This is a genomic window from Streptomyces sp. NPDC127108, assembly GCF_042677545.1.
Taxonomy (GTDB): domain Bacteria; phylum Actinomycetota; class Actinomycetes; order Streptomycetales; family Streptomycetaceae; genus Streptomyces.
In genome coordinates, this window is sequence record NZ_JBHXTE010000024.1 from 123131 (window position 1) to 148114 (window position 24984).

The 24984-nt window shown below is 71.6% G+C and carries 17 protein-coding genes; 5 read left to right on the plus strand and 12 right to left on the minus strand.

Annotation, left to right across the window (positions count from 1 at the left end; translation table 11 throughout):
- Positions 1-2: 2 nt before the first annotated feature.
- Positions 3-1142 carry an ADP-forming succinate--CoA ligase subunit beta gene (gene sucC / locus ACFVHO_RS21690; protein WP_385716890.1) on the minus strand — a complete coding sequence of 380 codons (1140 nt, stop codon included), beginning with the start codon at positions 1140-1142 and terminating at the stop codon, positions 3-5.
- A 166-nt stretch (positions 1143-1308) separates the two neighbouring features.
- Here sucC and ACFVHO_RS21695 point away from each other — a divergent pair, with 166 nt between their 5' ends.
- The 5 genes from ACFVHO_RS21695 to ACFVHO_RS21715 all read left to right on the plus strand — a co-directional run bounded on the left by ACFVHO_RS21695 (position 1309) and on the right by ACFVHO_RS21715 (position 9301).
- A complete protein-coding gene (locus ACFVHO_RS21695) occupies positions 1309-3000 on the plus strand; it encodes a thiamine pyrophosphate-binding protein (protein ID WP_385716892.1) in 1692 nt (563 codons plus the stop codon).
- Positions 3001-3012: 12 nt separating this feature from the next.
- Positions 3013-4242 (plus strand): formyl-CoA transferase, encoded by a 1230-nt coding sequence (gene frc / locus ACFVHO_RS21700; protein WP_385716895.1) that lies wholly within the window; start codon positions 3013-3015, stop codon positions 4240-4242.
- Positions 4243-6399 (plus strand): acetate--CoA ligase family protein, encoded by a 2157-nt coding sequence (locus ACFVHO_RS21705; protein WP_385716897.1) that lies wholly within the window; start codon positions 4243-4245, stop codon positions 6397-6399.
- A 123-nt stretch (positions 6400-6522) separates the two neighbouring features.
- Positions 6523-7911, plus strand: a complete 1389-nt coding sequence (locus ACFVHO_RS21710; RefSeq protein ID WP_385716900.1) for an OFA family MFS transporter — start codon at positions 6523-6525, stop codon at positions 7909-7911.
- A 1-nt stretch (position 7912) separates the two neighbouring features.
- Positions 7913-9301 (plus strand): OFA family MFS transporter, encoded by a 1389-nt coding sequence (locus ACFVHO_RS21715; RefSeq protein ID WP_385716903.1) that lies wholly within the window; start codon positions 7913-7915, stop codon positions 9299-9301.
- An 88-nt stretch (positions 9302-9389) separates the two neighbouring features.
- Here the strand turns inward: ACFVHO_RS21715 and ACFVHO_RS21720 are convergent, their stop codons facing one another.
- The 11 genes from ACFVHO_RS21720 to ACFVHO_RS21770 form a co-directional block, all read right to left on the minus strand.
- Positions 9390-10454: a sugar phosphate isomerase/epimerase family protein gene (locus ACFVHO_RS21720; RefSeq protein ID WP_385716906.1), complete on the minus strand. Its 1065-nt coding sequence runs from the start codon at positions 10452-10454 to the stop codon at positions 9390-9392.
- 166 nt (positions 10455-10620) lie between these two features.
- Entirely contained in the window at positions 10621-12021 is a 1401-nt protein-coding gene (locus ACFVHO_RS21725) for an alkaline phosphatase family protein (protein ID WP_385716909.1), read from the minus strand.
- Entirely contained in the window at positions 12018-13226 is a 1209-nt protein-coding gene (eboE, locus tag ACFVHO_RS21730) for a metabolite traffic protein EboE (RefSeq protein WP_385716911.1), read from the minus strand. The genes ACFVHO_RS21725 and eboE overlap by 4 nt, the downstream gene beginning before the upstream one ends.
- A 3-nt stretch (positions 13227-13229) precedes the next feature.
- Complete coding sequence (locus tag ACFVHO_RS21735; RefSeq protein ID WP_385716914.1) at positions 13230-14084, minus strand: TatD family hydrolase; 855 nt, start codon at positions 14082-14084, stop codon at positions 13230-13232.
- On the minus strand, positions 14084-14956 hold the full coding sequence (locus ACFVHO_RS21740; protein ID WP_385716917.1) for an EboA domain-containing protein: 873 nt from the start codon (positions 14954-14956) through the stop codon (positions 14084-14086). Before ACFVHO_RS21740 ends, ACFVHO_RS21735 begins: the two co-directional genes overlap by 1 nt.
- Complete coding sequence (locus ACFVHO_RS21745; RefSeq protein WP_385716919.1) at positions 14953-15900, minus strand: sugar phosphate isomerase/epimerase family protein; 948 nt, start codon at positions 15898-15900, stop codon at positions 14953-14955. Before ACFVHO_RS21745 ends, ACFVHO_RS21740 begins: the two co-directional genes overlap by 4 nt.
- The gene (locus ACFVHO_RS21750; protein WP_385716921.1) at positions 15897-17474 is read right to left on the minus strand and encodes a UbiA family prenyltransferase; all 1578 of its coding nucleotides are present in this window, start codon (positions 17472-17474) and stop codon (positions 15897-15899) included. Before ACFVHO_RS21750 ends, ACFVHO_RS21745 begins: the two co-directional genes overlap by 4 nt.
- Before the next feature lie 211 nt (positions 17475-17685).
- Positions 17686-19515, minus strand: coding sequence for an inositol-3-phosphate synthase (locus tag ACFVHO_RS21755; RefSeq protein WP_385716924.1), 1830 nt, complete (start codon positions 19513-19515; stop codon positions 17686-17688).
- Positions 19516-19753: 238 nt separating this feature from the next.
- Positions 19754-21256: a ThuA domain-containing protein gene (locus ACFVHO_RS21760; protein WP_385716927.1), complete on the minus strand. Its 1503-nt coding sequence runs from the start codon at positions 21254-21256 to the stop codon at positions 19754-19756.
- A gap of 15 nt (positions 21257-21271) precedes the next feature.
- A complete protein-coding gene (locus ACFVHO_RS21765; protein ID WP_385716930.1) occupies positions 21272-23731 on the minus strand; it encodes a PQQ-dependent sugar dehydrogenase in 2460 nt (819 codons plus the stop codon).
- A gap of 243 nt (positions 23732-23974) precedes the next feature.
- Positions 23975-24979, minus strand: coding sequence for a sugar phosphate isomerase/epimerase family protein (locus tag ACFVHO_RS21770; protein WP_385716933.1), 1005 nt, complete (start codon positions 24977-24979; stop codon positions 23975-23977).
- Between the last annotated feature and the right edge of the window lie 5 nt (positions 24980-24984).

Consider the following 24984-nt stretch of genomic DNA (forward strand, 5'->3'; position numbering starts at 1 on the left):
CCTCAGGCTGCGTGGGCGAGTTCGGCGGCGCGGCGCGCGGCGCCGTCCATGGTGGTGGCCTGCTCGACCAGCGGGTGGCCGCGTTCGTCGAGGACGGCGCGCCCTCGCGCGGCGTTGTTGCCGTCGAGCCGGACGACGAGGGGCTTGGTCAGGCGTAGGGACTCCAGGGCCCGCACGATGCCGTCGGCGACCGCGTCGCAGGCGGTGATGCCGCCGAAGACGTTCACGAACACGGCGGTGACGGACGGGTCGGAGAGGATGACCGAGAGGCCGTCGGCCATGGTCTGCGCGGAGGCGCCGCCTCCGATGTCCAGGAAGTTGGCGGGCCTCGCACCGCAGCCCGCGACGACGTCGAGGGTGGACATGACGAGGCCCGCGCCGTTGCCGATGACGCCGACCTCGCCGTCGAGCTTCACGTAGTTGAGTCCCTTGGCGGCCGCGGCCGCCTCCAGTTCGTCGGCCTCCTGGTCGTGCGCCGGGCCCTGCGCGCCCCAACGGGTCTGCCGGAAGCGCGCGTTGTCATCGAGGGTCACTTTTCCGTCAAGTGCGAGGATCTGCCCCTGCGCGGTGCGCACGAGCGGGTTCACCTCGACGAGCAGCGCGTCTTCCCTGATCAGCACGTTCCACAGGGCGGTCAGGGTGTCGGCGGCGGCGTCGGGCAGCCCGGCCGCGGCGGCGATCTGGGCGGCCTTCTCGCGGGACACGCCTTCGAAGGGGTCGATCGCCGTCCGGAGCACGGCGTCGGGCCGGGTGGCGGCCACCTCCTCGATGTCCATGCCGCCCTCGGCGGAGGTGATCGCGAGGAAGCGGCCCTGGGAGCGGTCGAGTACGTACGAGACGTAGAACTCGCTGTCGATGTCGACGGGTTGGGCCAGCATCACCTTGCGGACCGTGTGGCCCTTGATGTCCATGCCCAGGATCTGTCGGGCGGTCAGCTCCGCGGCGGCCGGGTCGCGGGCGAACCTCACACCGCCCGCCTTGCCCCTGCCTCCGGTCTTGACCTGCGCCTTCACGACGACGCTGCCGCCGAGGCGCTCGGCACTCGCGCGTGCCCGTTTGGCCGAGTCGGCGACTTCGGCGCGCGGCACCAAGATGCCGTATTCCTCGAAGAGTTCCCTTGCCTGGTGTTCGTACAGGTCCATTTCCGGCTCCTGTCTGGAAAGTCCGCACGCCCCCTGGACACCGCCCACCGGATGCGGGATAACAAGCTTCATACAGTATTCGTCGACTGTATGCAATGTACTGTGAGGGCGCTCCGAGCGCGGACGAGCGCACTCCAACTCCCCTACGAAGGGACAGGACTTCGCCATGCCCGACGACAGCAGCGACAACAACACCCTCATCTCCGGAGGGCATCTGGTCGCCAAAGCACTCAAGGCGGAGGGCGTGGAGGTCATCTACACCCTCTGCGGCGGACACATCATCGACATCTACGACGGCTGCGTCGACGAGGGGATCGACGTCGTCGACGTACGCCATGAGCAGGTCGCCGCGCACGCAGCCGACGGCTACGCGCGGATCACCGGCAAGCCCGGCTGCGCCGTGGTGACGGCCGGCCCCGGCACCACCGACGCCGTCACGGGCGTCGCGAACGCCTTCCGCGCGGAGTCACCGATGCTGCTGATCGGCGGCCAAGGAGCCCACACGCAGCACAAGATGGGCTCACTGCAGGACCTGCCGCACGTCGACATGATGACGCCCATCACCAAGTTCGCCGCGACCGTGCCGGACACCGCACGCGCGGCCGACATGGTGTCCATGGCGTTTCGCGAGTGCTACCACGGCGCTCCGGGACCCTCCTTCCTGGAGATCCCCCGCGACGTGCTCGACGCCAAGGTCCCCGTCGACAAGGCGCGGGTCCCGCGCGCGGGCCACTACCGCGCCTCGACCCGCTCGGCCGGCGACCCCGAGGCGATCGAGAAGCTCGCCGACCTCCTCGTCCACGCCGAGAAGCCCGCCATCCTCCTCGGCAGCCAGGTGTGGACGACGCGAGGGACCGCGGCGGCCACCGAACTGGTCCGCGCCCTCAACGTGCCCGCGTACATGAACGGGGCCGGACGCGGCACCCTGCCCCCCGGAGACCCGCACCACTTCCAGCTGTCGCGCCGCTACGCCTTCTCCAACGCCGACCTCATCGTCATCGTCGGCACGCCCTTCGACTTCCGCATGGGGTACGGCAAGCGGCTCTCCGCGGAGGCGACGGTCGTCCAGATCGACCTCGACTACCGCACCGTGGGCAAGAACCGCGACATCGACCTCGGCATCGTGGGCGACGCGGGGCTCGTCCTGAAGGCGGTGACCGAGGCGGCGTCCGGGCGCGTCAACGGGGGCGCGTCCCGGCGCAAGGAGTGGCTCGACGAGCTGCGGGCCGCCGAGCAGACGGCCCTCGACAAGCGGCTGCCGAGCCTCAGGTCCGACGCCTCGCCCATCCATCCGTACCGGCTGGTGAGCGAGATCAACGACTTCCTCACCGAGGACTCGATCTACATCGGGGACGGCGGCGACATCGTCACCTTCTCCGGGCAGGTCGTTCAGCCCAAGGCCCCCGGGCACTGGATGGACCCCGGCCCGCTGGGCACGCTCGGCGTCGGCATCCCCTTCGTGCTCGCCGCCAAGCAGGCGCGGCCCGACAAGGAGGTGGTCGCCCTCTTCGGAGACGGCGCCTTCAGCCTCACCGGGTGGGACTTCGAGACGCTCGTGCGCTACAACCTGCCCTTTGTCGGCATCGTCGGCAACAACTCCTCCATGAACCAGATCCGTTACGGCCAGAAGGCCAAGTACGGAACGGAACGCGAGCGGGTCGGCAACACCCTCGGAGACGTCCACTACGACAAGTTCGCCCAGATGCTGGGCGGTCACGGCGAAGAGGTGCGCGACCCCGCCGACATCGGCCCCGCGCTGCGCCGCGCCCGCGAGTCCGGCAAGCCCTCCCTGATCAACGTGTGGGTCGACCCGGACGCGTACGCCCCCGGAACCATGAACCAGACGATGTACAAGTGAGGTGACACGGACGTGACCAAGGCTCTCGAAGGAATCCGCGTCCTGGACATGACGCACGTCCAGTCCGGCCCCTCCGCCACCCAGCTGCTCGCCTGGCTCGGCGCGGACGTGGTCAAGCTGGAGGCACCGACCGGCGACATCACGCGCAAGCAACTGCGCGACCTGCCGGACGTGGACTCGCTCTACTTCACGATGCTCAACTGCAACAAGCGGAGCATCACCCTCAACACCAAGACCGAGCGCGGCAAGGAACTCCTCACGGAGCTGATCCGCCGCTCGGACGTGATGGTCGAGAACTTCGGCCCGGGCGCCGTCGACCGCATGGGCTTCACCTGGGAGCGCATCCAGGAGATCAACCCGCGCGTCGTCTACGCCTCCATCAAGGGCTTCGGAGACGGCCCCTACACCAACTTCAAGGCCTACGAAGTCGTCGCCCAGGCCATGGGCGGCTCCATGTCGACCACCGGCTTCGAGGACGGCCCGCCGCTCGCCACCGGTGCGCAGATCGGCGACTCCGGGACCGGCATCCACGCCGTCGCGGGCATTCTCGCCGCCCTCTTCCAGAGGGAGAACACCGGGCGCGGACAGCGCGTGAACGTCGCCATGCAGCACGCCGTCCTCAACCTGTGCCGCGTCAAGCTGCGCGACCAGCAGCGGCTCGCGCACGGGCCCCTCGCCGAGTACCCGAACGACGACTTCGGGGACGAGGTGCCCCGCTCCGGGAACGCCTCCGGCGGCGGCCAGCCCGGCTGGGCCGTCAAGTGCGCCCCGGGTGGGCCCAACGACTACGTGTACGTCATCGTGCAGCCCGTCGGCTGGAAGCCCATCACGGAGCTCATCGGGCGCCCCGAACTCGCCGACGACCCCGAGTGGGCCACCCCCGAGGCGCGGCTGCCGCAGCTCACCAAGATGTTCCAGCTGATCGAGGAGTGGTCCTCGACGCTGCCCAAGTGGGAGGTCCTGGAGCGCCTCAACGCCCACAACATCCCGTGCGGCCCGATCCTGTCGACCAGGGAGATCATCGAGGACGCCTCGCTGGTCGCCAACGAGATGGTCGTCGAGGTCGCGCACCCCGAGCGGGGCGCCTTCACCACCGTCGGCTCGCCCCTGAAGCTCTCCGACTCCCCCGTGGACGTGGTCAGTTCGCCGCTGCTCGGCGAGCACAACGAAGAGGTGTTCATCGGCGAGCTCGGCCTCGGTGACGAGGAGCTGCGCCTGCTCAAGTCGAACGGAGTGATCTGATTGCCGGCCGAAGACCGCACGGAGCGGGCGCGCGCGCTCCTGGAATCCGTGCGCGCCACGGGGCGTACGTCGCTCACGGCGCCGGAGGGCAAGGTCCTCGCGGACGCGTACGGGATCGCCGTGCCCGGGGAGGAGCTGGCGCGGGACGTCGACGAGGCGGTGGCGTGCGCAGCGCGCTTCGGCGGGCCCGTCGTCATGAAGATCGTGTCGCCGGACATCCTGCACAAGACCGACGCGGGCGGCGTGGTCGTGGGCGTGGAGGGCGCCGCGGACGTACGGGAGGCCTTCCACCGGATCATCGCCAACGCGCGTGCCTACGCGCCCGCCGCGCGCGTCGACGGCGTGCAGGTGCAGGAGCTGCTGCCGTCGGGTCCCGGCGCCCAGGAGGTGATCGTCGGGGCGGTCACCGATCCGACGTTCGGGAAGGTCGTCGCGTTCGGTCTGGGCGGTGTCCTGGTGGAGGTCCTCAAGGACGTCACGTTCCGCCTCGCGCCCGTCGACGCAGACGAGGCCCGCTCGATGCTCGACTCGATCCGGGCGGCCGAAGTCCTGCGCGGAGTACGGGGCGCCCCGGGCGTGGACCGCTGGGCGCTGGCCGAGCAGATACGCCGGGTGTCGGAGCTGGTCACCGACTTCCCCGAGATCGCGGAGGTCGACCTCAACCCGGTCATCGCGACGCCCCAGGGCGCGCTCGCCGCGGACATCCGCGTCATCCTCGCCGCCGATGCCCCCAAGGAGCGGCGCACGTACACGCGCGCGCAGATGCTCGCTTCGATGCGGCGCCTCATGCAGCCCCGCTCCGTCGCCGTCATCGGCGCCTCCAACGAGCCGGGCAAGATCGGCAATTCGGTGATGCGCAACCTCATCGACGGCGGCTTCGCCGGGGAGATCCACCCGGTGAACCCCAAGGCCGATGACATTCTGGGCCGCAAGGCGTACAAGAGTGTCACGGACATCCCTGGTGAGGTGGATGTGGCGGTCTTCGCGATCCCCGCCAAGTTCGTCGCGTCCGCTCTGGAGGAGGTCGGGCGCAAGGGCGTCCCGAACGCGGTCCTCATCCCCTCGGGGTTCGCCGAGACCGGTGAACAGGCCCTCCAGGACGAGATCGTGGCGATCGGCGAGCGGCACGGGGTGCGGCTGCTCGGGCCGAACATCTACGGCTACTACTCGACGTGGCAGGACCTGTGCGCCACGTTCTGCACGCCGTACGACGTGAAGGGCGGGGTGGCGCTCACCTCGCAGTCCGGCGGCATCGGGATGGCGATCCTGGGCTTCGCGCGCGCCACGAAGACGGGTGTCTCGGCGATCGTCGGGCTGGGCAACAAGGCGGACCTCGACGAGGACGACCTGCTGACGTGGTTCGGCGAGGATCCCCGCACCGAGTGCATCGCCATGCACTTGGAGGACCTCAAGGACGGCCGGGCGTTCGTGGAGGCCGCGCGGGCGACCGTGCCGAAGAAGCCCGTCGTGGTCCTCAAGGCGGGCCGGACCGCCGCGGGGGCCAAGGCCGCCGGATCGCACACGGGCGCGCTCGCGGGCGACGACGCCGTCTACGACGACATCCTGCGGCAGGCCGGCGTCATCAGGGCCCCTGGGCTGAACGAGATGCTGGAGTACGCGCGGGCGCTGCCGGTCCTGCCCGCGCCGAAGGGTGACAACGTAGTCATCATCACCGGGGCGGGCGGCTCCGGCGTGCTGCTCTCCGACGCGGTGACCGACAACGGCCTGACGCTGATGGACATCCCGCCCGACCTGGACACGGCCTTCCGCGCGTTCATCCCGCCGTTCGGCGCGGCGGGCAACCCCGTCGACATCACCGGCGGCGAACCCCCCTCGACGTACGAGGCGACGATCCGGCTCGGCCTGGAGGATCCGCGCATCCACGCGCTCGTACTGGGCTACTGGCACACCATCGTCACCCCTCCCATGGTCTTTGCCGAACTAACGGCCCGCGTGATCGCCGAGTTCCGGGAGCGGGGCGTCGACAAGCCGGTCGTCGCGTCGCTCGCGGGCGACGTCGAGGTGGAGGAGGCCTGCCAGTACCTCTTCGAGCGGGGAGTCGTGGCCTACCCCTACACCACGGAGAAGCCGGTCGCCGTGCTCGGCGCGAAGTACCGCTGGGCGCGCGCCGCAGGACTGCTTGGGGGCGATGGATGACATGACCGGCGCACGGGGCGGCCGACGGTGCCCGTCGGCCGGCCCGGGGCCCGTACGCGCACGAAAGGGATTGGACAGGGGGCGCTGGCCAGGAACTTTTCGACGCAAGGGGTGCTGAGTGACATGACGACAACCGACATATCAAGGCCCGTCGCCTACCGGGAGGTGACGGACGCCAACGGCAGGATGTACCGGGTCGGCGAGACCGACATCGACATCATGGGCCGCAAGCGCAAGTGGATGGTCATCCTGCCGTGGGTGGGCATGATGGGCATCAGCTCGGCCGAGTACGCGTTCGCGTCCGCCGAGGACACGCTGCACACCGCGCACAGCTGGAGCAGCCTGCACATCTTCTGGATGCTGGGCGTCTGGGTCTTCTTCCAGGCGGCCGTGGCCTTCCCCGCGGGCAAGCTCCGCGAGAGCGGGAAGCTCCCGGCCCGCTGGGCGATGCTGCTCGGCGCGTGCGGCACCCTCTTGGGATATCTATCGCTTGCCTTGGCACCGCATGTGGTCGTCGCCTACATCGGGTTCGGCATGTTCAGCGGCATGGGCGCCGGGATGGTGTACGCGACCTGCGTGAACATGGTCGGCAAGTGGTATCCGGAACGCAAGGGCGGCAAGACCGGCTTCGTCAACGGCGGCTTCGCCTACGGTTCGGTGCCGTTCGTCTTCATCTTCACGGGCTTCATGGACCTGTCCAACTTCCGTTGGGTGCTGGTGTCCGTGGGCCTCTTCCTGGCGGCGACGGTCGCCGTGGCCGGCTACTTCTTCCAGGACCCGCCGAAGAACTGGTGGCCCGCCGACGTGGACCCGCTGCGCCCGCCGGACGACCCACGGGCCCGGCGCGCCCTGGCGATGAACCCGCCCGCCGTGCGGCAGTACACCCCCAGGGAGGCCTGGCAGACCGGCCGGGTCGGGCTGATGTGGTTCTGTCTGCTGTGCACCTCGGGTGTGAACATCTTCGGCATCGCGTTCCAGGTGGACATCGGGGAGGACGCCGGTTTCGCGGGCGGAATCGTCGCCACGGCCATGTCCCTGAAGGCCATCGTCAACGGCACCGGACGCGGCGTCATCGGCTGGCTCTCGGACCGCTACGGACGCAAGCGCTGCCTGATCTTCGTCTGCGTCGTCCTCGGTCTCGCGCAGTACGGCATCCTCTGGTCCGCCGAGATCAAGAACCTGCCGCTGTTCCTGATCTTCTCCAGCATCTCCGGCTTCGGCGGCGGCGCCATCTTCCCGATGTTCGCGGCGATGACGGCGGACTACTTCGGAGAGAACAACAACGCCTCCAACTACGGCCTGGTCTACAGCTCGAAGCTGGTCTCCGGCCTGCTCGGCTCCGGCATGGGCGCCGTGGTGGTGAGCCACTGGGGCCACACCGGGGCGTTCACCCTGGCCGGGTCCATATCCCTGTTCGCCGGCTTCGTCGCTCTCTTCCTGTCGCAACCCGGCAGGCCGAACCCCAAGGACATCAACCCCAATCCACAACCCCTCGGTGAGGAGATGGCTTGATATGACGGCGGAGCCCTTCGCCGCAAGCGGCGCGTCCGGCCGCGCGGACGCGTCGTACAAGAAGTACCAGGAGGTCACGGACGCGCGCGGACGCGTCTACCGCATCGGTGAGAGCGACCGGGACATCCTCGGCCGCCCACGCTGGACGATGGTCGTCCTCCCCTGGGTGGCCATGATCGCCATCAGTGTCTTCGAGTACGCCTACGGAGCGGCCGAGGACACCCTGTCCGCGGCACACCACTGGTCGTCGTCGAACACCTTCTGGGTGCTGAGCGTCTGGATCTTCTTCCAGGCGGGCGTCTCCTTCCCCGCCGGGAAACTCCGCGAGAAGGGCATCCTGACGAGCCGCAAGGCCATGCTGACGGGTTCGGTCCTGTCGCTGCTCGGGTTCGTCAGCCTCAGCCACGCACCCAACGTGGCGGCCGCGATGGTCGGCTTCGGCCTGCTCGGCGGGGTCGGCTCCGGGCTCATCTACTCGACGTGCGTGAACATGGTCGGCAAGTGGTACCCCGAGCGGCGCGGCGGAAAGACGGGCTTCGTCAACGGAGGGTTCGCCTACGGAGCGGTGCCTTTCATCTTCCTGTTCTCCTACGGCTTCGACACCTCCAACTACCGCACGGTGCTGGATCTCGTCGGCTTCTATGTGCTCGCCGTGACCCTGGTGGCGGGCATGTTCTTCAAGGACCCGCCGAAGAACTGGTGGCCGTCCGACATCGATCCGCTCCGTCCGCCCGCTGACCCGCGCACCGCTGTGGCGCTCGCCAAGAACCCTCCGGCGGTCGCGCAGTTCACCCCCGGAGAGGCGTTACGCACCGGTGTCGTGCCGCTCATGTGGGTGTGCATGCTCTGCTGCGCCGGAGTGTCCATCTTCGGGATCTCCTTCCAGGTGCCGTTCGCCAAGGACATGGGCTTCGGCCCGCTCATCGCGGCGTCGTCGATGGGCGTCATGTCCGTGATCAACGGCACGGGGCGGGGCGTGGTGGGCTGGCTGTCCGACCGTCTCGGCCGCCGCCCCACCCTCACCTACGTCTGTCTGGCCCTGGCCGTCGCCCAGTTCGGTGTCCTGTGGGCGGGCGAGATCCGCAACCAGCCGCTGTTCCTCGTCTTCGCCTTCCTGTCCGGCTTCGCCGGTGGCGCGTTCTACCCGCTGTTCGCCGCGCTCGTCCCCGACTACTTCGGAGAGAACAACAACGCGTCCAACTACGGCATGGTCTACAGCGCGAAGCTCGTCAGCGGTCTCTTCGGAGGCGGCCTCGGCGCGATGGTCGTGGACTCCTGGGGCTACGTCGGCGCCTATGTGATGGCCGGGGCGGTGTCGCTGCTCGCGGCGGCCCTGTCGCTGCTGCTGCACCAGCCGGGGGCGCCACGCGCGCGGGGTGCCACGGTGTGACGTCCAGCCGGTGCTCCAGGCCGGTGTTCCAGGGGGAGGGGGTGTGGCCGGCCCGCCGGACCGGCGGGCCACACCCCCTCCCCCTGCCTCAGTCGCCGCAGCGCTCCCGCAGGGAGTGCAGGTGCGCGCTGGACTTGCGGGCGAACGCGTACGACTCGGCCGGGTTGTCGTGCTCGGCCTGCCAGTGGTGGTAGCGGCGCCCGTTGTGGGTGCGGGCGGTCACCTTGGACAGGAACCTCTTGTAGTCGATGTCGCCGTCACCGACGTCCGACATGCGGTAGCCGTCCCGGGTCGAGTCGTCCCGGATGCCGTCCTTGACGTGGAACAGCGGATAGCGGTGCGGCCGCTTGAGGACGTAGTCCAGCGGGTCGAAGGGCCGCGGTGTGCCGTCCACCTGCTTGCCGAAGCGGAACTGCGCCGAGTAGGCCCAGTAGATGTCCATCTCCAGGAACACGTGGTCCGGGTCGGTCTCGGCCAGGAGCACGTCGTAGAGGCGCACGCTCGGCTTGTCCGTGGCGAAGGAGAACTCCTCGGCATGGTTGTGCTGGTAGAACTTCATCCCCCGCGCGCGTGCCGCTTCCCCATACGTGTTGAAGTCCTCCGCTGCCCGCTTCCACGCGTCGACGGTCGAGCCGTAGCGGAAGGGACCCGACGCGGTGCCGATGTGCTTCAGGCCGAGCGCTTCGGCGTCGTCGAGGACCTTGGTGAGGTTCTGCGCGAACGTGTACGCGTTCGGGTTGCCGTTGTCGTAGTAGCCGACGTGGCTACCGATCGGGTTCAGTCCGTGGTCGTGGGCCAGCCGCTTGAGCTGCGCGAGCGTGATGGGGCCCGCGGAGCCCTGGGTGTATCCGGCGAACTCGATCTCGTCGTAGCCGTAGCGCTCCAACTCGCGGAAGACCGTGGCGAATCCGGCGGTGGAGACCCGGTCTCGGAGGCTGTAGAGCTGGATGCCGAGGCGGCCGGGAGGCAGGACGGGACGGCCGCGGCCCTTGCCCCGCGCCGCCACGGCGGGCTCGGCCGCGGCGGCGGGTGCCGTGGCGGCGACGGTGCCGACGAGCGCGGCCGCGGTGGTGCCCGCGGCGACGCCGAGCATGCCGCGTCGGCTGAGTCTGTGGGCGAGCTCGGGGTCGTCCGGGGTGTGCTTGCGGCTCATGCGGTATCTCCCTGGCTGGGGTCGGGGTCAGGAGTCGGGGGCTGAGGGGGTCCGATCGGGATTCGAGGGCTGATCAGGGATCAGTTCGAACAACGGATCAGGGTGAGGTCGGGGTCGGACCCTGATGGCGTGGTCCGCGCCCTCTGGTTCAGTGGAGACAGATCGCTCAGTGCAGGCCCGCGAGGCGCAACAGGAGCGATTTCACATCGGTGGCCGCGACGCGGCCGGTGACGGCGTGGGGGGTGGAGCACAGGATGAGCGGCCCGGAGTCCAGGTCATCGCTCGTGGGGAGGCGGCCGTGGCTGCCGCGAATAGGTGAGGGGTCCAGGGGCACGACCGCCATGCGGTAGCGCATGCCGAGTTTCTTGCGGGCGAGGGCGCCGGCGGCCTTGAGGCGGACGTAGGGGTCCTGGGGGTCCATGAACAGCTCGACGGGGTCGTAGCCGGGCTTGCGGTGGATCTCCACGAGCTGCGCGAAGTCGGGCACGCGGGCGTCGTCGAGCCAGTAGTAGTACGTGAACCAGGCGTCCGGCTCGGCGACGGCGACGAGCTCGCCGGAGCGCGGGTGGTCCAGGTGGTGGGCCTTCTTGCCCTCGTCGTCGAGGAGTTGCTCGATGCCGGGCAGGTCGGCGAGGGCGGCGCGGGTGGCTTCCAGGTCCTCGGGCCGCCGGACGTAGACGTGGGCGATCTGGTGGTCGGCGACGGCGAAGGCGCGGGACGCCATCGCATCGAGGTATTCCATGCCGTCCTGCGTGTGCACTTCCAGCAGGCCGGCGCGGCGCAGGGCGCGGTTGATGTCGACGGGGCGGCTGACACGGGTGATGCCGTACTCGGACAGGGCGACGACGGTGCGGCCCTCCGCCTGGGCCTGCTGAAGGAGCGGGGCGAGGGCCGTGTCGAGGTCGGCGGCCGCCTGGTGGGAGCGCGGGTCGTCGGGGCCGAAGCGCTGCAGGTCGTAGTCGAGGTGAGGGAGGTAGCACAGGGCCAGGTCGGGGTGGCGGGTGGTGAGGATGTGGCGGGTGGCGTCGATGATCCAGCGGCTGGAGACGATGTCGGCGCCCGGGCCCCAGAAGTGGAAGAGGGGGAAGGTGCCGAGCTTGTCGGTGAGTTCGTCGTGCAGGGCCACGGGCCGGGTGTAGCAGTCGGGTTCCTTGCGGCCGTCGGCGTAGTAGACGGGGCGGGGGGTGACGGTGAAGTTGGTGTCGGCGCCCATGGCGTACCACCAGCAGATGTTGGCGACGGTGTAGCCGGGGTGCGCACGGCGGGCGGCGTCCCACAGCTTGTCACCGGAAACCAGGCCGTTGTGCTGGCGCCACAGCAGGACGTCGCCGAGCTCGCGGAAGTACCAGCCGTTGCCGACGATGCCGTGCTCGGCGGGCATGGTGCCGGTGAGGAAGGTCGACTGGGCGGCGCAGGTGACGGCGGGCAGGACGGTGCCCAGGGACGCGCGGGAGCCGGACCGGGCGAGGGCCGAGAGGTGCGGCATGTGGTCGAGCAGCCGGGGGGTGAGGCCGACGACGTCGAGGACGAGCAGCGGGTTCGGCTGGGCCGGGGCGAGAGGGGTCATGGCAGTTCCTTCAGGCCTAGCTCTGTCAACAGGTCGCGGGCGAGGGTGAGTTCGGCGGCGATGCCGTCGGCGAGCTGGGGGCGGGCGCGGGGGCGCAGCTCGGGCGGGAGGGCCTGCCAGGTGTAGGTCTCGACTTCGAGATGGCGGGTGCGGGGGTGCGGTCCGCCGACGAGCCGGGTGAGCGTGTCCTTCAGGACGGGGAGCGTGGAGGTGAGGGGCGCGGCGGGAGGCGCGTGCAGGGGGACGTGGAAGTGGGCGCGCCAGGGTGCCGAGTCGGGCAGGGCGTGCCGGGTGAGGGCCTCGCCGAGGTCGTCGGTGCCGCGCAGGGCGGTGGCGACGAGGATCCCGCCGGTGGCGGCGCCGCCGGGCTCCTGGGGCAGGGTGCGGGTCTGGTGCAGGAAGCGGGGTTCGTCGAAGGCGGCGAGGGCCGCGCGGACGTCCGGCAGGTGCGGGTGTTCGGCGTGCAGGGCGGCGGAGAGCTGGGACTTGACGACGGGGATGTCCGCGGCGGCGAGGGCGTCGAGCGCGGTCCCCGGGTCTTCGAAGGAGGTGGCGAGATGGCAGGTGTCGACACAGATGCCGATGCGGTCGTGGCCGATCGCGGTGAGGGGGGCGATGGCGTCGCCGGTGGTCTCCACGGTGCAGCCGGGTTCGGGTTCGAGGCCGACGCGGATGGACTTGCCGGTCAGCTCGGCGAGGGCGTCCAGGCGTTGGGCGAGCGCGACCAGGGCCGAGCGGGCCTCGGTGGCGCGGGTGGCGTCGAAGGTGGTGCGCCAGGCGAGCGGAAGGGTGGAGATGGTGCCCTCGGTGACGTCGTCCGGAAGGAGTTGGGCGAGGACGCGGGCCAGGGCGGTGGTGTGGGCGAGGCGTTCGGGGTCGGCCCAGTCCGGCTTGTAGACGCGGTACTTGACCTCTTCGGCGCCGAAGCCCTCATAGGGGAAGCCGTTGAGGGTGACGACTTCCAGGCCGCGCCGGTCCAGCTCGGCGCGCAGTCCGCGCAGCGCGGCCGGGTCGGTGACCAGGGCGTGGGCGGCGTCCTTGGCAAGCCACAGGCCGATGCCGATGCGGTCGCGGCCGAGGCGCTTGCGGACGGGCTCGCAGTGGTCGCGCAGCTGAGCGAGGACGCCGTCGAGGGTCTCGGCGGGGTGCACGTTCGTGCAGTACGCGAGGTGGACGGTGGACCCGTCGGGGTGGCGGAAGCGCATGGCTCACGCACCGCCGCGCAGGATGGAGTTGCCCTCATGGGTGGCCGTGACGGCCGTCTCCGTGACGTCGAGGGCGAGGCGGCCGCTGAGCCCGTAGAAGGCCACGGGGTTGCGCCAGAGCACCCGGTCGACGTCGTCCGCGGAGAACCCCGCGGCCAGCATGGCGTCGCCGACCTTGCGGGTCTTGAGCGGATCGCTCTTGCCCCAGTCGGCGGCCGAGTTGACGAGCACCTGCTCGGGGCCGTACTCCCGCAGGATCGCGACCATCCGGTCCTCGTCCATCTTGGTGTCCGGGTAGACGGAGAAGCCGAGCCAGCAGCCCGCGTCCTTGGCTTCCTTGACCGTGGTCTCGTTGAGGTGGTCGATCAGAACCCGCTCCAGGGGCAGCGCGGACTCCCTCACGACATCGAGGGTGCGGCGCAGGCCCGCCAGCTTGTCGCGGTGCGGCGTGTGCACGAGGGCGGGCAGTTCGTGGTCGGCGGCGAGCTGCAGCTGGGCGGCGAGGGCGGTGTCCTCGGCGGGCGTCATGGAGTCGTAGCCGATCTCACCGACGGCGACGACGTTGTCCTTGACGAGATAGCGCGGCAGCAGATCGAGGACCGGCGTGCACCGCGGGTCGTTCGCCTCCTTGGGGTTGAGCGCGATCGTGCAGTGGTGGGCGATGCCGTACTGGGCGGCGCGGAAGGGTTCCCAGCCGAGGAGGGAGTCGAAGTAGTCGACGAAGGAGGCGGGCGAGGTGCGGGGCTGGCCGAGCCAGAACGCGGGCTCGACGACGGCGCGGACCCCGGCGGCGTGCATCGCCTCGTAGTCGTCGGTGGTGCGGGAGGTCATGTGGATGTGGGGGTCGAAGATGCGCATCAGGACTCCTGCTCCTCGCCGGAGGGCGTCGTAGGGGCCGCGAAGGGCGCGGGGGCCGCCGGCTGGTCGGGGGTCGCGGCCCCCGGGTGGTCGGGACTCGTGGCGCGGTCGTCGGGGCCGGTGGGCCTCGGGGTGTCCCTGTCCGTCGCCCTCGGTTCGTCGGTCAGATCCAGGACGCGGTACAGATCCCGGGGGACGGTGCGGCCGGCGGCGGTGCGTTCGGCGGCGTAGTCGCCGAGCATGCGGGCCAGTTCGGAGTCGGCGCGGGCGCGGCGGGCGAGACCGGCGACGGCGTCCACGGGTACGCCGGTGAACAGGCACTTGAGGACGGCGTGACGCCAGTCGTGCGGGGCCAGGTGCGCGGCGGCGTACGGGCCGAGGGCGGCGGCGACGAGCCGGGTGTCGTTGGTGCGCAGCGCGTCCTCGACCAGGGGCAGCGCGTCGGGCCCGGGCACCAGGTGCGGCAGGGCGCCCAGGACGGCGCGGCGTTCGGTGGCGGTGCCCTGTGCGTAGAGCCGGGTGAGGGTGGCGGTGTCGGCGTCGGCTGCGTGCAGGAGGACCAGCCGGGCGGCGTCGGCGTGGTCGGGCCCGCAACGGCGGCCCGCTTCGGCGAAGCGCAGCTCCCAGGTGGGGGTGGCGCCGGGCGCGGGGAGGTGGGCGGCACTGCCGGGCTGGGCGGTGGTGGCGTCGGTGGAGGTGGCCCGGGCCGGGGTGGCTGGGGCGGAAGCTCTGTCGGCGGGGTTCGCGGCGGCCGCGGTGACGGCCTTCTCGAGCCAGGTGCGGGCGGCGTCGTCGAGGGCGGCGTCGAGGCGGGAGCGGAGTTCGGCGACCGGGGGCAGGTCGGCCGTGAGGGTCCGTGGGCTGTGGCTCACGAGGTTCCTCCTCGGGGTGCGGCCTCCCGGGCGGCAGGAGCGGCTGGGGCGGCGGCGAGCCGGTCGGCGTGGCGCAGGAAATCGAGGGAACGGGAGGCGAGTTCGGGGCCCGCGTGGGAGTGGCGGGGCAGTTCGACGACGGTCAGGCCCTGGTAGCCGGTGGCGGCGAGGGCACGCAGTACGGGCGGGAAGTCGATCTCGCCGTCACCGAACGGGAGGTGTTCATGGACGCCGCGGCGCATGTCCTCGATCTGGACATGTCGGAGCCAGGGCGCGGCGGCGCGGACGCAGTCGGCGGGTGACTCGGGTTCGAGGCACTGGCAGTGGCCGATGTCGAGGGTCAGGCCCAGGGGTTCGGGGTCGCCGAGCAGTTGGCGGAGGTGGTGGAAGTCGGCGAGCGTGGCGAGCAGATGGCCTGGTTCGGGCTCGATGGCGAGCGGCACTCCGGCGCCGGACGCGGCGGTGAGGACGGGGCTGAGGGCGTCGCTGAGGCGCTTCCAGGCGGTGGCGTCGTCGGTGCCGTCGGGGGTGATGCCGCTGAAGCAGTGGACGGCGTGGGCGTCGAGGTCCGCGGCGACCTGGACGGCGCGGACGAGCAGGCGCACGCGGTCGGCGCGGCGCTGGGGGTCGGGATCGAGGAGGGAGGGGCCGTGCTTGCGGCGCGGGTCGAGGACATAGCGGGCGCCCGTCTCGACGGTGACGGTCAGGCCGAGCCCGTTCAGGCGCCGGGCCACCCGGCGGGTGCGGGCGGCCAGGTCGGGCGCGAGGGGGTCGAGGTGCATGTGGTCGAGGGTCAGACCGACACCGGCGTAGCCGAGGTCGGCGAGCAGGCCGAGGGCGTCGTCGAGCCGCAGGTCGGTGAGCCCGTTGGTGCCGTAGCCGAACCGGGGTCGGACGGGTGCGCCCGCCGTCCCGCGCGTGAACGTGCCGTCGCCCGCGCTCACGTCACACTCACCTTGCGGGCGAAGCGGCGGGCCAGCGGGGCCAGGGCCGCGGTGAACAGGGCCGTGCCGAGGGCACCGGAGCGGGCGGCGAGGGCGGCCTGGAGCGGGATCAGGGCACGGATGCCGCCGCCGACGGCACGTTGGGTCAAGGGAGGTGAGGGGTTCAGGGCCGCGTGGAGGTAGGGGCGGGCGGCCGTGGTGGCGTAGGCCGTGCCCAGGGCGAGGGCGGTGCTGGACCGGACGGCCGCGGCGCCCGGCAGGCCGGAGGTGGTGCCCGATGGGCCGGGGTTGGTGCCCGGCGGGCCGGCGGCGGCTGCGGTCCGCCGGCCCGCCGGGGGGTGCGAGGTGTACGCCACGGCGTGCCCGAGGGCGAGCGTCGTGGCGAGGGCGCCCAACGGGGCGCCGGTCGAGCCGCCCTGAGTCTCGTGCCGGGACACCGTGGTCACGGCGAGGGTGTGGGCGGCGAGGGTGGCAGCGGCGGGCAGGGCGGCGCGGGCGGCTGTCGCGGGGCCTGGGCGGTGGGGGTGAGTGGGGTGGCGGCTAGCTGAGGGGTGAGGGCTGGTGCGGTGGGGTGCGGTCGGGGGTGGGGTTCGCCCTGCCCCGGCGGGCGCCGGTGTGGTGGGGGTCAGGGGGGGGCGCCCGGCCGCTGTCTTGGCCTCGGTGTCGGCGACAGTGTTGGTGAAGGGGGTGGTACCGGCCCAGGTGGCCAGGGCTCTGATGACCTTCATGGCCTTCATGGCCTTGGCAGCCTGCATCGCCTGGGTGGCCTTGGTCGCCTTGGCAGCCCCGATGGCCTCGGAGGCCGCGATGGCCTCAGTGGTCGCGATGGCCTCAGTGGCGCGGGCGAACCGAGTGAAGCGGGTGAACCGGGTGGCCAGCGTCCGCCCGGGCCTGGCTGGCCGTGCCGCCGGAACCGCCGGAACCGCCGCGGGCTGCGTCTTCAGGGCCTCAGCGCGAAGCCTCACCTCGAACCTGGCGGGGTGCGTAGCGCCGGACCGGGCGGGGCAGTTCGCCGGGACCTCGGTGGAGCGGGCCGACCCGGGTGAGGTCTTCGTGACGGCCTGCGCGGCGCCGGGGTGCGGGGCCGAGGTCGGACGTGCGCCCGCGTCCGCCCGCGTGCCCGCCCCTGTTGCCGTGGCTGTGGCCCCGAGCAGCAGGTCGAGGCCTCGGGCCGCCGCCATGGCCACGGGTCCCGCGGGGGTGCGTTTGAGGCCCAGGTCGTACGCCCAGACCGTACCGGCGAGGGCGGTGGCGGTGGCCAGGGCGGGGCGGCCCGCGCGGGAGGCCAGGGCGAGGCCGCCCGCGGTGAGCGCGACGGCGGCGGTGAAGGCGGCGGTGGGGGTGACTCGGCCCGAAGGGATGGGGCGGTGGGGGCGGTCGACGGCGTCCTCGTCGCGGTCGGCCCAGTCGTTCAGGGCCATGCCCGCCTCGTACAGGCAGAGGGAGGAACCGATGGCGAGGAAGGTGCCTCGGCCGGGGCGGAGGCCGGTGGCCGCGGCGCCCGCGAGGGCGTCACCGGGGACGGTGAACAGGGCGGGGAGGCGGAGGAGTTCGGCCCAGGCGCGGAGGTTCATGAGGCCTCCTCGGGACGTGCGGAAAGGGGTGGCAAGGGTGCGGGCGGCCGTGGTGGCGCGGCGGCGGGATCAGCGCCGGACGCGGACGCGAGCGCGGGCACAGCGACAGACGCGAGCGCGGGCATAGCAACGGACGCGGACGCGGGCACAGCGACGGGTGCCGACGCGGGTGCGGGGTGGGGCGGCCGGTGGGGCACCGGGCGCCGGGCGTTCACGCCGTCTCCCGGAGGCGGTCGGCGAAGGCGAGGAGCGCGAGGTGCTGGTCGGGCAGGGCGGAGGAGGCGCCGGGGTCCGGGTCCTTGAAGTAGAAGGCGAGTTCGGGGCGCGGTCCGTCGAGCCCCGCTTCGTGGGCGCGGGCGAGGAGGCGGGCCAGGTCCAGGATCAGGGGCGCGGCGAGGGCCGAGTCGCAGCCCTGCCAGGTGGTCTGGAGGGTCATGCGGGTGCCGAGGAAACCGTCGAAGGCGATGTGGTCCCAGGCGGTCTTCCAGTCGCCGAGCGCGGGGACGTCGTCGATGTGGACCTCGCCCTCGGGGACGGTGCCGAGGGTGTCGGCGAGGACGCGTTCCTTGCCCGCGTTCTTGGCGGCGGCCGCGGCGGGGTCGGCGAGGGCGGCGCCGTCGCCGCCGCCGAGGAGGTTGGTGCCGGACCAGGCCCGGACGGCCAGGGCGCGCTGGGCGAACATCGGGCCGAGCACGGACCGGAGCAGGGTCTGCCCGGTCTTGCCGTCCCGCCCGGCGTAGGGCAGCCGGGAGGCGGCGGCCAAGTCGGTAAGGGCGGGGTGGTGCAGGCCGGTCGAGGGGGTGAAGTTGACGTAGGGGGCACCAGCGCGGAGCGCGGCGGCGGCGTAGAGGGAACTGGGTGGCAGGCGGTCGGTGGAGGCGGGGGGTGGTTCGGCCGAGGCGGGCGCCGATTCGGGCGAGCCGAGGCCCGATTCGGCGTCGGTCCGGGGCGACGCGGCCGAGTTCGTGCCCAAGCCCGTCGAAGCCGAGGCCGACCCCGCCGAGTCCAGGGCCGGGTCGGCCGAGGTGAGGGAGCGTTCGGCGGAAGCAGGCGCGTCGGGCGAGAGCGCTTGACCCGCCGAGTTCGCAGTGCCTCCGCCCGAGCCGAAAGCCAACCCGCCCTCAGCAGATGCCGCCCCGGTCGAGCCGGACGCCAACCCGCCCGAGCCTGGCCCCGACCCATCCGGGCCGAATCCCGACCCAACCGATCCGGCCCCGGCCCCACCCGAGCCGGACCCCGGTCTGACCGCGGCAGAAGCCGAACCGGCAGGTGCAGACGTCCCCTCGCCCGAGCCCTCCACCGATCCGCCCGGTACGACCGCAGGTTCCGTCGAGGCCACGTTGATCACGACCACGCGGGCCAGCCGGTGGCGGTGGGCGAAGTCGCGGATCTCCTCGGCGAAGGCGGTGATCAGTTCGTCGTCGGTGCGGGAGTCGCCGGGGAGTGGCCCACCGGGGCGGATCTCGGCGTCGGCGGCGGCCAGTTCGGCGTGCACGGCGGCGGGGAGGCCGTGGGGCAGGACGCCCCCGGCGGCGAGGTGTTCGGCGCGTTTGGGCAGCGGGCACTCCATCGTGTCGTGCCCGCCGAAGACGAGGGAGGACAACGTTGGCAGTCCGGTGCCGGAGAAAGGAGGTGTCTCGGTGACCAGGCCGGTGGGCGGGTGCAGCCCCGCCGACATCGCCGCGCAGCCCGCGATGGCTGTCGTCGCGACGGAGCCGCGCGCTCCGATCAGCCACACCCCGGTCGAGCCCGAGGCACCCACCCCGGTCGGACCCGGGGCGCCCACCCCGGCCGGACCCGAGGCGCCCACCCCAGTCGGGCCCGGGGGAGCTACCCCGGTCGGGCCCGGATCGGTGGAAGCGGCCGACCCCGGGTCGGTGGAAGCGGTCGGGCGCGCGCTGGCAGAAGGGGACTCGGTGGACACGGCTGCCTCCTGTCGTCGGACACGTACGGTCGTCACCCGCGCCTCGCGGAACGGGGCCCGCGCCTTGCGGTACATCAGCCGCGCGGCGCGGACCGGAGCCCGCGTCTTGCGGTACATCACCCGCCCCGCACAGGGCGAACCCCACGCCGCGCGAGGTGAGCCCCGCACCGCACGGAGCGAACTCCGCACCGCGCGAGGCCAATCCCACGCCGCACGAAGCAAACGCCACGCCGCACGGAGCGAACCTCGCCCCGCACGAAGCGAGTTCCACCCCGCACGGAACCGCCCCCGCCCCGCACACCGCGGGCCGGGCAAGACGGTGGGCGGAGGTCCGGCGTCCTCCGCCCACCGCCGTCTATCGGCTGCCCACCTCCCTGTCGGCGGGCAGGTCCTTGCTGGTCGTGAGCTCCGCGCCCGTGGGGGACCCCTTACCGGTGGGGAGCCCCACGCCAGCGGGGAGCCCCTTACCGGTGGGGAGCCCCGCGCCGGCGGGCAGTTCCTTGATCCGGATGTCGCGGAAGGCGACCTGGTCGTCGGCACCGTGGTTCTGGATGCCGATGTGGCCGTCGCGCAGGCTCCGGGCCGGGTCGGTGTTGGTGAAGTCGTTGATCTTCACGCCGTTGAGCCAGATCTGCAGGCGCTCGCCCTCGACGCGGAGTTCGTAGGTGTTCCACTCCCCCGGCGGGTTCAGGGCCCGGTCGCGGGCGGCGAGGTCGGCGGACTTGAAGCCGTAGACCGAGCCGGTGGTCTTCTCGGGGACGTCGGTGGCGTCGATCTGGATCTCGTAGCCGTTGTTGACGGCGGTCCAGGGGTCGTCGGAGGGCGGGAAGCCCAGGAAGATCCCGGAGTTGTCGTCCTTGTCGGAGCCGGACATCTTCCAGTCGAGCTTGAGGGAGTACGAGCCGAACTGCTTGGGTTCGTACCAGAGCAGGCCCATGCCTCCGACGGAGGTGATGGTCCCGTCGTCCTTGCGCTCGAAGGAGCCGGGCCCGGCCTGCTTCCAGCGGGCGAGGGACGCGGCGCTGCCGTCGAAGAGCGGGGTGTGGCCCTGTTCCGGACGGCAGTCGGCCTGGGCGGCGCCGACGGCGTATCGGATGCCGCCGAGAAGGTGGGTGCGGAAGGCGGGGTCGGCGTAGGACTCCTTGGTGTGGCCGCCGCCGGTGTAGAAGGAGCGGCCGGGGGTGCCGTCGACGGACCCCTGGCACCAGGCGATGGGATGGTCGCCGCCCATGGTGCCGCCGCTGTAGGACGACTCGTCGAGGGAGGCGAGGACGCGGGCCCGGTCGCGAGGGTTGGCGCGGTAGTTGTACCACTCGTCGGTGCGGTCCCAGCCCGTGCCGAGGTGGGCGGTGGCCGGGTGGGCGTGGTCCTCGACCTTGATCTTCGCGGGCTGGATCGCGGGGTGGGACTGGAAGTAGGCGCCCGCGAGGCGGCCGTAGAAGGGCCAGTCGTATTCGGTGTCGGCGGCGGCGTGGACGCCGACGTAGCCGCCGCCCGCGCGGATGTAGCGCTCGAAGGCGGACTGCTGTTTGCCGTTCAGGACGTCCCCGGTGGTGGAGAGCCAGACGACGGCGTCGTAGCGGGCGAGGTTCTTGGAGGTGAAGGCGCCCGCGTTCTCGGTCGCGTCGACGGTGAAGCCGTGTCCGGCGCCGAGGTCCTTGACGGCCGCGATGCCGTCGGGGATGGAGTCGTGGCGGAACCCGGCCGTCTTGGAGAAGACCAGGACCCGTTCGCCCGCCTTCTTCCGCTCGCCGTCCGGGCGGGCGGAGTCCGAGTCGGACGCCGCCGGTCCCGACACGCAGCCGATCAGCAGGGCGGCGGCCGCCGTCGCGGTGATCAGACGTGCTGGTGCGCGCATGGGGTGCCCCCTTTCTCAGCTCGTGGTGATGGTGAAGTCGTCGACGTCGTAGAGCGCGCCCGTGCCCTCGCCCTTGAAGACGAGGAACAGCGTCGTCGTCCCCGCGGGTGCTCCGGCGAGGCCCGTCGACACGTCGGTGTACGTCTCCCACGACCCGGTGGGGTCGACCTTCGCGCTGCCGAGGAGCGTGCCGTCGGCGGATCCGGCGCGTACTTCGAGGGTGCCGCCGGACCCGGCGGAGGCGACGCGCGCGGTCAGCTTCGTGGCGTTGGAGAGGACGTAGGGCTTGAAGGAGATCCAGTCGCCGTTGTGGATGTCGCCGACGGTCTTGCCGCCGTGGGCGGGGGTGTGGCCGACGACGGAGACGCCCTTGGAGTCGCCGTAGTGCTCGCCCTGGCGGTGCTTGGGCTGGACGACGTTCTGGTCGTGGGTGGTGAGCGCGGGCTGGCCGTTCGCGCCCTTGTCGGTGTATTCGGCGTCGAAGACCCCGAAGATGTTCGCGTTCGGGTCGTGTTCGCCGTCGGCGGTCGTCTGCAGGGTGCCCTCGCAGCCGTTGGCGGAGGTCACGGGGTGGCCGTGGCTGTCGTGGCCGAGGATGTGGGTGACCTTGACCTTGGAGCAGTCGACGGTGCCGTCCTCCGGGTCGGTCACGGTGACCTTGAAGGGCACCTTGTCGCCGAAGGTGAACAGCTGCCCGTCCTCGGGGAGTTCCAGCTTCACGGTGGGCGCGGTGTTGCCGACGGTGACGTGCGCGCTGGCGGTGCCGGTGCGGCCCGAGGGGTCCTTGGCGGTGACGGTCGCGGTGTAGACGCCGTTCTTGTCGTACGTGTGCGAGGGGTTCTGCTCCGTGGACTTCCCGCCGTCCCCGAAGTCCCACGAGTAGGTCAGCGCGTCGCCGTCGGCGTCCGTCGCCTTCGCCGTGAACTTGGTGGCGAGCGGGGCCTGGCCGCTGGTCACGGACGCGTCGGCCTCGACGACGGGCGAGTGGCCGCCGGTGGCGTTCTCGATGCGGTAGAGGGCGGAGTGCTCGTCGCCGTTGAAGAAGCCGGTGCCGTAGTCGAGGACGTACAGGGCGCCGTCGGGGCCGAACTCCATGTCCATCACCTGGGTGCCCTGCCAGGGGAAGGCGTTGATGGACTTCACGGTGCCGTCGGCGCCCTGGTCGATGCGCTTGATCCAGCGGCGTCCGAACTCACCGGCGAAGTAGTTGCCGTCGTACGCCTGCGGGAACTTGACCGGCGAGTCGAGCTGCGCGTCGTAGCGGTAGACGGGGCCGCCCATCGGCGACTCGGAGCCGGTGCCGAACTCGGGGACCGACCCGCCGTCGTAGGGGATCCACGCGGGCTGCGCCGGGGGCAGCGCGGTGAGGCCGGTGTTGTGCGGCGAGGTGTTCTTCGGCGCCGCGCAGTCGAAGGCCGCCCCGGAGGCGCCGGTGGCGAAGTCGTAGTCGATGTACGGCTCGTTCTTGCCGGTGCAGTACGGCCAGCCGTAGTTGCCCGGCTTGGTGACGCGGGCGAACTCGACCTGTCCCGAGGGGCCGCGCTTGGGGTCGGCCTTGCCCGCGTCGGGGCCGTAGTCGCCGACGTAGACGATGCCGGTGGGCTTGTCGACGCTCATCCGGAAGGGGTTGCGGAAGCCCATGGCGTAGATCTCGGGGCGGGTCTTCTTGGCGCCCTTCTTGAAGAGGTTCCCGCTGGGCACGGAGTACGAGCCGTCGCCGCGCACCTTGATGCGCAGGATCTTGCCGCGCAGGTCGTTGGTGTTCCCCGCGGAACGCTGGGCGTCGTAGGCGGGGTTGCGGGTGGCCCGCTCGTCGATGGGGGTGTAGCCGTCGGAGGCGAAGGGGTTGGAGTCGTCGCCGGTCGACAGGTAGAGGTTGCCCTGCTTGTCGAAGTCGATGTCGCCGCCGACGTGGCAGCAGATGCCGCGGCTGGCGGGGACGTCGAGGACCTTCTTCTCGCTCTTGGTGTCGAGAGTGCCGTCGGCCTTCAGGACGAAGCGGGAGAGGCGGTTCACGCCGTCGAACTTCTTGAAGTCGGCCGCGGTGCCGTCATTGGGGGCGTCGCCCGCGGGGGTGCTCAGGGGCGGGGCGTAATAGAAGTAGACGGCCCTGTTCTTCTTGAAGCCCGGGTCGACGCCGACGCCCTGCAGGCCTTCTTCGTCGTGGCTGTAGACGGGTATCTTCCCGGCGACCTTGGTCTGTCCGGCGGCGTCGGTCAGACGGACGGTGCCGTCGCGGGAGGTGTGCAGGACGGAGCGGTCGGGGAGCACGGCGAGCGTCATCGGCTCGCCCATCTCCGGCTCGCCCTTGGCGAGGGTGACCTGCTGGAAGTCCTCGGCCTTCGGCTCGGCCCGCGGCTGCGGTTCCGGCTGGGCGCCCGCGTGGGGCGCGGCGAAGGTGAGGGTGGCGGCGGTGAGCAGGGTTCCGGTGAGCAGGGCGAGGCCTCTGCGGTTGCGTGGGCGGAGTCTGTGCACGGAGTCCTCCGGTCGGGGGCCGTTCGCTGTGGGGGTGCGGGTCTGGCGCCCGGGATGCGCCGTCACCCCGGGAGGGGTCTATGTCCTGTACACATCAGGGACGGTAGCCAGGTTTGTCCTCGGCGAAAAGCCCTTGCACAGCCCTTTAGTTGGACTTTTTCCCGCGCGTGGACAAACTCGGTTCCGGGCAGGCCTGGACACCGCGGAGCCCCGCCGACGGGCTCCGCGGTCCCCCGTGGTCAGCTACTTCTCGCCGCCGAACGCCGCGTCGAACGACGCCGTAGGAGGTTCGAAGTCGTACGCCTTCAGGTGCCGCAGGGCCTCAGGAGCGCCTTGCAGCCGGTCCATCCCCGCGTCCTCCCACTCCACCGAGACGGGCCCCGCGTAGCCGATCGAGCGCAGCATCCGGAACACGTCCTCCCAGGGGACGTCCCCGTGGCCCGTGGAGACGAAGTCCCAGCCGCGCCGGGGATCGCCCCAGGGCAGATGGGAGCCGAGCCTGCCGCTGCGGCCGTCGAGGCGCTTGCGGGCCTCCTTGCAGTCGACGTGGTAGATCCGGTCCCGGAAGTCGTAGAGGAAGCCGACCGGGTCGAGGTCCTGCCACACGAAGTGGGAGGGGTCGAAGTTGAGGCCGAAGGCCGGGCGGTGGCCGATGGCGTCGAGGGCCTTGTGCGTCGTCCAGTAGTCGTACGCGATCTCCGAGGGGTGGACCTCGTGCGCGAAGCGCACGCCCTCGGCGTCGAAGACGTCCAGGATCGGGTTCCAGCGCTCCGCGAAGTCCTCGTAGCCGCGCTCGATCATCGACTCCGGGGCGGGCGGGAACATCGCCACCAGGTGCCAGATCGCCGAGCCCGTGAAGCCGACGACGGTGTCCACGCCGAACTTCGCCGCGGCCCGCGCGGTGTCCGCCATCTCGGCCGCGGCCCGCTGTCGTACGCCCTCGGCGTCGCCGTCGCCCCAGATGCGGGCCGGCAGGATCGCCTGATGGCGCTCGTCGATGATCGCGTCGCAGACCGCCTGGCCGACCAGGTGGTTGGAGACGGCCCAGCACTTCAGGCCGTACTTGTCGAGGAGGGCGTGCCGCCCGTCGACGTACGAGGGGTCGGACAGGGCCTTGTCGACCTCGAAGTGGTCGCCCCAGCAGGCGAGTTCGAGGCCGTCGTAGCCGAAGTCGCGGGCCAGGGCGCAGACCTCCTCCAGGGGCAGGTCCGCCCACTGGCCGGTGAAGAGCGTGAACGAGCGGGGCATCGGCG